12 protein-coding genes and 1 pseudogene are annotated in these 9,765 nt (G+C 30.0%); 3 read left to right on the top strand and 10 right to left on the bottom strand.

Translation table 11 applies throughout. The annotated features are described in order from the left end of the window. Window positions 1–115: 115 nt before the first annotated feature. The 10 genes from KQ44_RS01735 to KQ44_RS01780 form a co-directional block, all read right to left on the bottom strand. Window positions 116–304, bottom strand: coding sequence for a hypothetical protein (locus tag KQ44_RS01735; RefSeq protein ID WP_020003556.1), 189 nt, complete (start codon window positions 302–304; stop codon window positions 116–118). 25 nt (window positions 305–329) lie between these two features. Continuing rightward, complete coding sequence (locus KQ44_RS01740; protein WP_096735975.1) at window positions 330–716, bottom strand: hypothetical protein; 387 nt, start codon at window positions 714–716, stop codon at window positions 330–332. An 11-nt stretch (window positions 717–727) separates the two neighbouring features. Beyond that, complete coding sequence (locus KQ44_RS01745) at window positions 728–2,074, bottom strand: hypothetical protein (protein WP_240516423.1); 1,347 nt, start codon at window positions 2,072–2,074, stop codon at window positions 728–730. Window positions 2,075–2,164: 90 nt separating this feature from the next. Continuing rightward, window positions 2,165–2,536 carry a hypothetical protein gene (locus tag KQ44_RS01750; RefSeq protein WP_013114176.1) on the bottom strand — a complete coding sequence of 124 codons (372 nt, stop codon included), beginning with the start codon at window positions 2,534–2,536 and terminating at the stop codon, window positions 2,165–2,167. 11 nt (window positions 2,537–2,547) lie between these two features. Beyond that, window positions 2,548–3,006 carry a hypothetical protein gene (locus tag KQ44_RS01755; RefSeq protein WP_096735977.1) on the bottom strand — a complete coding sequence of 153 codons (459 nt, stop codon included), beginning with the start codon at window positions 3,004–3,006 and terminating at the stop codon, window positions 2,548–2,550. 1 nt (window position 3,007) lies between these two features. Further along, the gene (locus KQ44_RS01760) at window positions 3,008–3,361 is read right to left on the bottom strand and encodes a head-tail adaptor protein (RefSeq protein ID WP_008730219.1); all 354 of its coding nucleotides are present in this window, start codon (window positions 3,359–3,361) and stop codon (window positions 3,008–3,010) included. 88 nt (window positions 3,362–3,449) lie between these two features. Further along, window positions 3,450–3,812 carry a head-tail connector protein gene (locus KQ44_RS01765; protein WP_096735978.1) on the bottom strand — a complete coding sequence of 121 codons (363 nt, stop codon included), beginning with the start codon at window positions 3,810–3,812 and terminating at the stop codon, window positions 3,450–3,452. 25 nt (window positions 3,813–3,837) lie between these two features. Continuing rightward, window positions 3,838–5,142, bottom strand: coding sequence for a phage major capsid protein (locus KQ44_RS01770; RefSeq protein WP_096735979.1), 1,305 nt, complete (start codon window positions 5,140–5,142; stop codon window positions 3,838–3,840). A 19-nt stretch (window positions 5,143–5,161) separates the two neighbouring features. Next, window positions 5,162–5,869: an HK97 family phage prohead protease gene (locus KQ44_RS01775; RefSeq protein ID WP_096737770.1), complete on the bottom strand. Its 708-nt coding sequence runs from the start codon at window positions 5,867–5,869 to the stop codon at window positions 5,162–5,164. Between the two features lies 1 nt (window position 5,870). Continuing rightward, window positions 5,871–7,157 (bottom strand): phage portal protein, encoded by a 1,287-nt coding sequence (locus tag KQ44_RS01780; RefSeq protein ID WP_096735980.1) that lies wholly within the window; start codon window positions 7,155–7,157, stop codon window positions 5,871–5,873. Window positions 7,158–7,286: 129 nt separating this feature from the next. On the opposite strand from KQ44_RS01780, the gene KQ44_RS01785 reads away from it, so the two are divergent. The 3 genes and pseudogenes from KQ44_RS01785 to KQ44_RS01795 form a co-directional block, all read left to right on the top strand. After that, on the top strand, window positions 7,287–7,688 hold the full coding sequence (locus KQ44_RS01785) for a P27 family phage terminase small subunit (protein ID WP_096735981.1): 402 nt from the start codon (window positions 7,287–7,289) through the stop codon (window positions 7,686–7,688). A gap of 62 nt (window positions 7,689–7,750) precedes the next feature. Beyond that, a complete protein-coding gene (locus KQ44_RS01790; RefSeq protein ID WP_047115874.1) occupies window positions 7,751–8,290 on the top strand; it encodes a hypothetical protein in 540 nt (179 codons plus the stop codon). Window positions 8,291–8,479: 189 nt separating this feature from the next. After that, window positions 8,480–9,765, top strand: a pseudogene (locus KQ44_RS01795) (terminase large subunit); the annotation flags it as partial.

The raw sequence follows: 9,765 nt of genomic DNA on the forward strand, positions 1-9,765 counted from the left end.
TTAATATATACATTTAATTTACTCATTATTGCTAAACTCAAAAAAGCCTTTGAGAAAATCGATAATAAATTATCGATTTGGCTTTTTCTCGTTTTTTATTCCTTTTTTATTATTGCTAATTATTTACCGTAATAGTTTCTATTTCCCAAAGCCCTTGCTTTTCTCTTCTTATAGTTTTATTTCCCTGTTTTATTTCAGATGAAGAATTGTTTGATTTAGTTTTCTCTTCTACTTCTATAATATAAGGCAAATTTAAAGAAGCTGTATAATAAAGCAGAAGTCTTTGCAAACTCATCTCCATCATACAGTCTTCTGTCCACCCATAGCTATTAGCTAAATGTGCAAATAACTTTATTAATTCTATTTTTATTAGTTTTCTTTTTTTTATCCTCATTAGGAGCGTCAATTCCTGCTTTATAAAAGCCGTCCATTATCATTCTGAATATTTTTATAAGCTGATCATAATTAAAATCTTCTAATATATCTTCTCGGCAGGTATTTTTATCCTGTCTTTGTATAAGAGGAATTACTATATCTTCTATCACAGTCTGTGAATCAAGAAAACCTTTCTCTGCTATAGACTGGCTATAATCACTTATTTTTAATGCCAAGCCCACAGGTATATCATTAACATTTATCTTGTATTTGCCAAGTTTGGCATAAACTGCTTTTTTATTACTAAACTCTTCTAAATCTACAATTTCTATATCTGCCATATTTCAGATCCTTATATATTTGCATTTATATTTACTTCTATATCTTTTACAATATCTTCACTGCCTGTTTTTTTAGCTGTGATTTTTAATGTAGCTGTACCTTCTGCCTTTCCTGTGATAGTGAAAGTTTTAGTTTCAGCTTCATAGCTCACATCAAAAAACTGCTGGTCTGGAGGCTCTACTGTATGTGTTATCTCGTCAGCATTTGAAGTTAATACTACAGTATCATTTTCATCTGCTCTTATATCTACATTTGGTTTATCACTTTCTAAAGTTAAAGCTTCTGGAACCGCTTGTATATTAATAGATATATCTTTAGTAATATCTTCACTGCCTGCTTTTTTAGCTGTGATTTTTAATGTAGCTGTACCTTCTGCCTTTCCTGTAATAGTGAAAGTTTTAGTTTCAGCTTCATAGCTCACATCAAAAAACTGCTGATCTGGAGGCTCTACTGTATGTGTTATCTCGTCAGCATTTGAAGTTAATGCTACAGTATCATTTCCATCTGCTCTTATATCTACATTTGGTTTATCACTTTCTAAAGTTAATGGAACATTAGGTTCACTTTTGGTATCTGATGTTTCCTCTTCTGTATCTTTTATTTCTTCTTCATCTTTACCTACAGACTGTTCATCTTCATACCATGCAAGCTGCTCTCCGCTTTGCTGACTGCCTGCTAAAGTCGCTGAGAAACTTAATTTCCCTACCAACACATCCTGTGCTTTATCAGAAGGGAAGCTAAACTCTAAGCCGCCTGCTATTGAAGCCTGCGGTAAATATATTCTTAATTCTTTACTCTCAGCATTAGTATTAACTATCATTATGCATTTAGGTTTGATTGTAGAACTTTTTCCTCCTGTTGCCATGCGTACCATTTTAGGCATAGTTCTAGTATATGTAATAATTAAAGTATCTGTGCTAGGAGATATTTTAGTATCTGTAATTTTTATTCCATTAGTTCCTATTTTTTCGTAGCTTGATTCTTCTATGCGAATATTTCCCATAGAGTTTTTCTTTTCTACTTTAGTTATTGTTACTTCGCTTCCGTCTGCATTTCTAAATGGAACTTTTATTTCTTCACCTCTTTTATATGTATCTGATTCTACTATATACTGTTTTGTAACTTCTGTTTTACCATCATAGCTGTCTATATTATCTATACCGCCTCTTGCCTCAGCATAGTTTTTGAAATTAATTTCTAAACTGTCAAGAGTTAATTCCATTTTATGTTCTGTCACTAAAGTAGCTATAGTTCCTGCATTGTCGCTTTCTATATCTGATGTAGTTATAGTTTCTTTTACAGCAATATTGCGTCCTGCTCCTATATTTATAAGTTTATCAAATCTATCTCCTATCAAAACTTTGGCACTTCCGTATCTTATTGTTTTTTTTCTTGCACACTTATTTGACTCATAATATCTCCTTATTGTTATTATGCTAGCTTTATATTAATATTTATATAATATTTCTATTATTGTCATTGTCTGATATGCATTGTCTATACGAGAATGGCTTTCATTGCTTATATCACAGCCGCATATCTCAATATTATCTATCTTTTTTTTCAAACTATTAAAATACTTACCTATTTTTTTCTGAAGAGTTAATGCATGTTCTAAACTTGTAGAATAAACACTAACTTGATAAATATCTCTTGAATATTCAAACTCATATTTAGGATTTGAACTTTGAAGAGAATAAACTATATAGCTTTTATCATTATCTACATTGCTGTCCTCAACAAAATCCAAATAAACACCTGCCGTTTTTTTATCTTCTTGAGTAAGACTTTTTAATAATTGATAAATTACTCTATGCATATTTATAAACTCTATTTATTATTAGCTTTTTGTATTACTATATTCAAAGCACTTTTGACTGCCTCTTCTATATTCTCTCTGTTTGATTCAAATAGAGGTATTAACAAAGGCACTTCATTTTTATATTTATTTCCATATTCATTAAAAAAAGTATAATACCTATCGCCTTGCTCTTTATACCATTTTATTTTATTTTTCTCAGGTGCTGTGCCTCTTTTTCCGCTAATTGTAGTAATCTTAACATTGCTTTCAGTATTACTCTTTTTGTTTATTCTTGTTTCTTTTACAGTAAAATATTTATCAAAAGTCCAGCCTCTGCTTTTTGCTTTTGCATTAGCTTCTTTTGCTATTCTTCTAGCTTCTTTTAATGAGGCTTTTTTTACTTCATTCTTAAAATCAATTCCTAATTCTTCTAAAGTTTTCCTGAACTCATCAAACCCTGTAAGAGTTACTTTATTTTTTTCAGACATATTACTCTCTATTGTCAGCTTTTTTATTATTTACTAATTTCTTTATTGTAAATATGCATTCTATATTTTTATATGAAACATTTTCCATATTAATAACTTCATAGATATCATTTTCACGGTTTATTTTTGCCATCATTCCTTTGGTATCAAACTCTTTGAAATAATGAGTATGTACTTTCAAAGTTCTTGTTAAATCTTTTCTTTTACCCTGCTGTATATCTTTATATGTTATATCTTCAATAGAGCATTTTACTTTTCTTAATTCTATTAATTCATTACTTCCTGTTCCGTTTCCATTATCTATATACTTTGTTCTATAAAAAGTTATAGTATGAATTAATTTTCCAACTTTCATTATTGTTATATTCGCCTCGCCTAATAAAAGCGAATAAGTAAACTTATTCGCACGTCTGTGCCCCTGTGGGGCTGGCTTGGCTAATCTCCTATAGAGTAAACTTTTCCCTCGCAATAGCCAACAATCTGTGAACACCTTTCAAAGCAACTTCTTCACTTTGACTAGCTTCTCCTGTTTTGCTTTCAAAATAATGAGCAGCAAGTCCAAGAATTGCATACCTAACTTCAGGAGGACAATCGGCTCTTTTGTATTCTGTTTCATTAGCTTTATTACAATAGCCGATTGCACTGTCTAAAGTAAGATGCAGTATATCATCATCATAGTCAATCCCTTCCAAGTTTAGAAACTTTTTGAACTCAGCCAAAGTAACTACTTTGTCATCATCACCTTCTTCGACTACTTTTCCGACATCAATGTCTATACTATTAATATCTTCAGTATCACTGCTCATTTTTTATATCCTAAATTAATTATTATTAACCAGCTGGTTCACTTACTGCTTTTGCAAATGGTTTATCATGTGCTAACAATCTTACAAATGCAGATTTTTGAACAGGAGCTCCATCTCCCCAGTAGCCTACTTGGAAACCGACTTGATTTTTTTTACTATATAACTCATATAGAACCTGCAACTCCATAGATAAACTGTCCATTATCCAATAATGATTTAAATTTGCTAACATACCAAAATATTTTGTAGACTCTAGTTTATCTTCTATGAAATCATTTTGTATGACAGGGATTCCCAGCAGAAGGCTAGGCTGTCCTGCTACTAAACCTTCCTGCCATAAAGATCTATCCTGCTTATCTTTTAATTTTCTTAATGCCGCAATAGCCTTCTTATTAAGCATCCATACGGCTCCGTTTTGGTATCCGCCATCTAAACCACTTACAGCATCTACCAATCCATCATACGATATAGCAGCAGTAGATGTTCCAACAGCTATATCCCTATCAGTTGGAATAGCTGCTGTATTATCTGAAGTTTGAGCAAATATGCCTAAAGGTTTACCTATACCATTTCCATATAAATAAGTATATTCTAATGTACAACCTAATTTATATGATATTCTATTTTTTATGAATGCTGTTATATCTATATTACTTTGTTGTATCAATCTTTTGCTCATTAAAACAAGTTTAGTTAATTGATTGGCTTTCATTTCTCTTTTTCCAAAAGACATGTTTTCATCTTCTGGGACTTCATCTATTTCTGATGTCCACTCTAAATCATTTAAATCACTTTCTAGTGTAGGTATTCCTATACTAGCAAATCCATTCGCTGCGGGAATGATATTTGCTCTTTTTCTTATTTCTACTGTTTTATCAAGTTCTTTTATAACATCTTTTACTAGATACTGAGGTGCTATAGTATTTCCGCCTGCTTCAGCAACTCCTGCCTGAAGTGCTTCTCTTATTTCTCTGTCATCTCCTGATTTTACCCATCTAACAAATTTAGATCTTAATTCAGCTTCGTTATCATCAGCAGATGAATTGTCTAAATTATCAGCTATATTTCTTTTATTCATAGAAGAATTAGTTTGAAGTAATAGAAGTTTATCATTTCTCTCTATTTCCTTATTTCTATTTTCTATATTCTTCATTAAAGTATCTATATCATTATCTAGTTTTGATATATCTTCTTTTTTATTTTCTCTCTCTTCAATACTCATAGCAGAATATGCTTGTCTTTTTTGCATAAGTTCATCAATAGATTGTAGATCTATTACATTTTCATTCTTTAGTTTTTCTATTAAAGCTCTTAATTCTTCTGGTGACATAATTTAATACTCCTTATTATTATTTATTTTTTATTTTTAGATATTTTATTTTTTGTTCATATTCTTTATTTCTATAATCAAAATCATCATTAGGCATAGATTTATCAGGCGGTTTTGGAATATATACATCTTCATTCGCAGAATGCGGGCAGTCGCCTTTATGCCTAACATTCGTTTGAGGATAAGCTGGAAATGTTACTAATGATATTTCATGCAAAGTGATTTCTTCTACTTCACGTATAGGCATTCCGTATTCTTTTAATGTTTCTTTATCATCAAGCCAATTATCTCTCACTACTTTGAAGCCGAAAGACATCTGCTTTATATCGCCTCTGTCCACGCTTTCTTTCAAATCTCTTGCCCAAGTAGTATTTGGCAAAGAAACTTCAAAATATAAGCCCTTATCATCTTCCCTTAAAATCAATGTGCCAGAACTCTTTCTGCCTAGAACATATCTTGTGTCATGTCCCCAAAGGCATACTTGATCATTTTCTAATAATGATTTAGTGAAAGCTCCTCTCTTTATACACTCTCTAAATAAATCAGCATAAAGAGGCTCACTTAAAGAATTATATACAATAGCATAGCCTCTTAATTTAAGAGGTTCACCTTCTGTGTCTGTACTTTTTTGAATATTAATATCTATACTTCTAATTTCATTGTTGCTATATTCGCCTCCGCTTCTAATTTCTAGGCATAATGAATTATGCCTAGAGCGTCGGCTCATTTCATTGTTGCTTGCTGGCATCTTTCTCTTCCTCTTCTAATTTTTTATTTTCATTATTATTTACATTAAAGCCTTGATTGTATTCAGTTTCTTTAGGTTCTTCATAAACTGTTTTTATTGGTCTTATTTGCTGACTGCAGAAATACTCATCTCCGTATTCATCTTCTACTTCGTTAAGGTTTTCCAGTATCCGCCATTCATTTCTAGTGAGAACACCATTATTTAATTTTATTTGGTTCGCCTGCTGCCTTGTAAGAGTATCGCCTCTCAAAAGTCCGTCCAAATTAAACTCTATATTATATTTTTTTCTTTCTAAATTATTTAATAAATAGCCATTCAATGCTTTTTCTATACGAACGCACCACGGTCTTATTGTGTGCGTTACAAACTCTATACTTTGATGTTCTATATTATTATTTGTACTCCTGCTTAAATCTCCTATAAGATGAGGAGGGACACGGAATACTCGGCATATTTCCTCTACCGAAAATCTTCTGCTTTCTAAAAACTGTGCATCTGATAAGTTCATTGTGATAGGATCTATTTTCATTCCTTCTTCAAGAACAACAATGCCTTTTTCCCAAGCCTCCCTGAAACTTTCTTTAAGATTAATTTTAGCTTCTTTACTTAATTTTTCTGGGTGTGAAATTATTGGAACTTTTTTAACACCATTAGAAAAGAAATCTAATGCGAAATTATCCTGATAAAGTCCAGTGGTTATTTGCTTACGCATCATAGCTATTGGACTATATCCTATCACTCCGTTCCATCCAAGTCCTGCTATATGCATAACTTGAGACGGAGATAAAGTAATTATTTCTCCATCATCTGAATATTCAAACATTTTATTTCCGTTTGAATCTCTATATATTTTAATCTTATTTGAATCTATTAGATAAAGTTCTGTTACTCTGTTGAAATTATCTCTTACTACTTCTACAAAGCCGTTGCCTTGCAGCAGTATTTGAGTAATTAGACTTTCTATAAATGATACTGATGTGCATTCTTCATTAGGAGCGTCATGCAATAATCTATATAAAGAATGATCTTTAGCTTTTATTTTATTATTTCCATTTACTTTATATACAAAAAGCGGTAAAGTAGCTATTGTTTCAGCAATAACTCTCACACATGCAAATACTGTAGAGAAAGTTAAAGCAGTATTTGGATTGACTGCTGATAAAGTTTTATCATTTTGAATTGATAAAAAATTACTGCTGTCAATATAGCTGAAATCAGGAAACAGCCATTTTTTTATATAATTCCTTATATTTTTTATTACAGACATATATATATAAAAAAATATAAGGAAATATAAGTTTTATTTTATATTTCCTATTTTTTTTAATGTATTTATAGTCATAAATTATTATATTCATTACTATTTAATGAGCATTATTTTTTAATGGAGTCTATTATGCAAAATAAAAATGATAAAAAAAGATATAAAATACAAGCTCCTCCTAATTATTTTAATAAATATTCTATAAAAAAATGGAAAGAACTTGCACCTATCTTTGCCGAAAAAAATATGCTCGGACCTGCTGACATATCAGCTTTTGAGCTTTTATGTCTTCATTACGGCGATGCTATGAATCTTTATGAGGCTATGATTAATGAAGGAGGTTCTATAGCTGGTTATTTATCAGGTAAAAACTCTCAGACTATGGGAGAATATTTAGCTTACCATAAAGCTATAACGGCATATCATAAAATGCTTACTGAGTTTGGTTTAACGCCTGCTTCCAAAAAGAAAGTATCATCTCCTGAAACTATAGAAGATGAGGATATACTTTCTAAAATGCTTAATGAAAATTAATTAAATTAAATATTGAATAAATAAAAAAATTATATATACTATAAAAAAATAAGGGGCATAATATGATAAAGATATTTATTTTTACAGCAATAATTATTTTTAATACTTTTTTATGCTATGCAATTACTGTAGATAAAAAAATTGCCGATGCATATTTAAAATCTTATTATCCAGAAGATAATAATAAAAATGCTTCTAGTGTTGCAGATATATATTATGTGTATAATGAAAATAAAACTAATACTATAGTCCTAGAAGGAGAATATATTGCTGAAATTGATAATGGAACAGTAGATATCAATATGCTTTTTTATCCGAACATCAAACTTACAGAATCAGTAAATGAAGTTCATTTTTTTAATAATGATTTTTTAGTAACTTTTAGTGCATCTTATATGAAACATTCTAATTATTTATTGATTATGGAACTCAACCTTATACTTTTTAATTCTTTCGAGAAACAAAAAATTATTTCTATGTTTAAAAATGGTGGTGTTCAAATAATGTATAATTTTAATGGAAAAACTTACAAATATCCTATTGATGATGAAACATCTAATCTAATAGGACAGCTTATAATTGGTACTCATTCTAAATTATAACGTATTAATTTCACTTTAATATAAAGTTTAAAATTATGTATAATAATATCTTTATCTAAAATTATTAATTAATAAATAATATAATCTGCTTAAAAAATGATAAATGGTTAAATATAAAGGAATGAAAACCTGCTAGATTTATACAGCGTATAAATCTAATCATAGGCAGGTTTGAATGATAACAATAATATGTATACCTATGAAGAATATATCAATAAAGTTATAAATAAAGAATTACCAGTGTGTCAAGCTGCTTTTTTATCTGTAAAAAGGCATTTGGACGATATAGAAAAATCAAAAAATAATGATTATCCTTTTTATTTTGATGATAATGAAGCTAAACGTCCTATTACTTTTATTCAATCTTTAGTACATACGAAAGGAGAATGGGCAAATCATAATATTATACTAGAGCCTTGGGAACAGTTTATAATAGCAAGTATATTCGGATGGAGAAGAAAAGAAAATAAACTCAGACGTTACAAAAAGGCATACGTTCAAGTGAGTAGGAAAAATGGAAAAACTACTTTTGCATCTGGAATTGGTAATTATTGTTTTTTCTGCGATAGTCCTGCAGAGGCTGGAGTCGAAATATATTATATAGCTACTAAAAAAGATCAAGCCAAAATTGCATGGAGTGAAAGCGAAAGGCAAATAAGAAAAGCAAAAGCTCTTAATAAAGAAGCGATTACATATAAACAAACTTCTACAATTACAAAGAAAAAAGATACTGCATCAAAATCAAAACCATTAGGACAGGACAGCAATACTGAAGATGGATTAAATCCGCATTTGGTTATAGTAGATGAGTACCATGCACATCCTGATAATGAACTATTAAATGTTCTTGAATCTGGTATGGGAGCTAGAAGGCAGCCGCTTGTATTTATAATTACTACTGCTGGTTTTGATAAATCTTCGGTATGTTTTTCTGAATATGAATATGCCAAAAAAATATTAGATGGTTCAAATACTAATGATGAATATTTTACAATAATATACGAGCCTGACAACATCAATGATATTTGGGTATTTATATCTGAATATAAAGAAAAATTAAAAAAAAAGAAGATGTTTCTAAGCAGGAAGAATTAATAAATAAAATTATTTTTCAAGCTAATCCTAATATAAATGTTTCTGTAAAAGACAGTTATCTAAAATCTAGGCTTTTAGAGGGACTAGATAAACCTATTCAAAGAACTGATATACTGACAAAAAACTTGAATGTTTGGACACAGGCTAGTCAAGTATGGATATCTTCTGACAGATGGCTTAAATCTTATTCACATCAAAATATAAATATAAATGAATTAAAAGGCAGAAAAGCCTGCATCGGTTTGGATTTAGCAACTACAAGAGATATAGCAGCTTATGTTTTATGTTTTGATTCTATTGATAATGGTCCGTATATACTTCTGCCTAGATTCTTTATGCCTAAAGAGAATATAAGGCAGCGTTCTAAAGAAGACAGAGTG

Source organism: Brachyspira sp. G79 (assembly GCF_002379365.1).
GTDB lineage: Bacteria > Spirochaetota > Brachyspiria > Brachyspirales > Brachyspiraceae > Brachyspira.

Bases quoted from the DNA above. Each gene is read 5' to 3' on its own strand.
- KQ44_RS01760 (WP_008730219.1), bottom strand. From the start codon at position 3,361: ATGAAAGTTGGAAAATTAATTCATACTATAACTTTTTATAGAACAAAG.
- KQ44_RS01785 (WP_096735981.1), top strand. From the start codon at position 7,287: ATGCAAAATAAAAATGATAAAAAAAGATATAAAATACAAGCTCCTCCT.
- KQ44_RS01765 (WP_096735978.1), bottom strand. From the start codon at position 3,812: ATGAGCAGTGATACTGAAGATATTAATAGTATAGACATTGATGTCGGA.
- KQ44_RS01770 (WP_096735979.1), bottom strand. From the start codon at position 5,142: ATGTCACCAGAAGAATTAAGAGCTTTAATAGAAAAACTAAAGAATGAA.
- KQ44_RS01790 (WP_047115874.1), top strand. From the start codon at position 7,751: ATGATAAAGATATTTATTTTTACAGCAATAATTATTTTTAATACTTTT.
- KQ44_RS01735 (WP_020003556.1), bottom strand. From the start codon at position 304: ATGATGGAGATGAGTTTGCAAAGACTTCTGCTTTATTATACAGCTTCT.
- KQ44_RS01780 (WP_096735980.1), bottom strand. From the start codon at position 7,157: ATGTCTGTAATAAAAAATATAAGGAATTATATAAAAAAATGGCTGTTT.
- KQ44_RS01755 (WP_096735977.1), bottom strand. From the start codon at position 3,006: ATGTCTGAAAAAAATAAAGTAACTCTTACAGGGTTTGATGAGTTCAGG.
- KQ44_RS01775 (WP_096737770.1), bottom strand. From the start codon at position 5,869: ATGAGCCGACGCTCTAGGCATAATTCATTATGCCTAGAAATTAGAAGC.
- KQ44_RS01750 (WP_013114176.1), bottom strand. From the start codon at position 2,536: ATGCATAGAGTAATTTATCAATTATTAAAAAGTCTTACTCAAGAAGAT.
- KQ44_RS01740 (WP_096735975.1), bottom strand. From the start codon at position 716: ATGGCAGATATAGAAATTGTAGATTTAGAAGAGTTTAGTAATAAAAAA.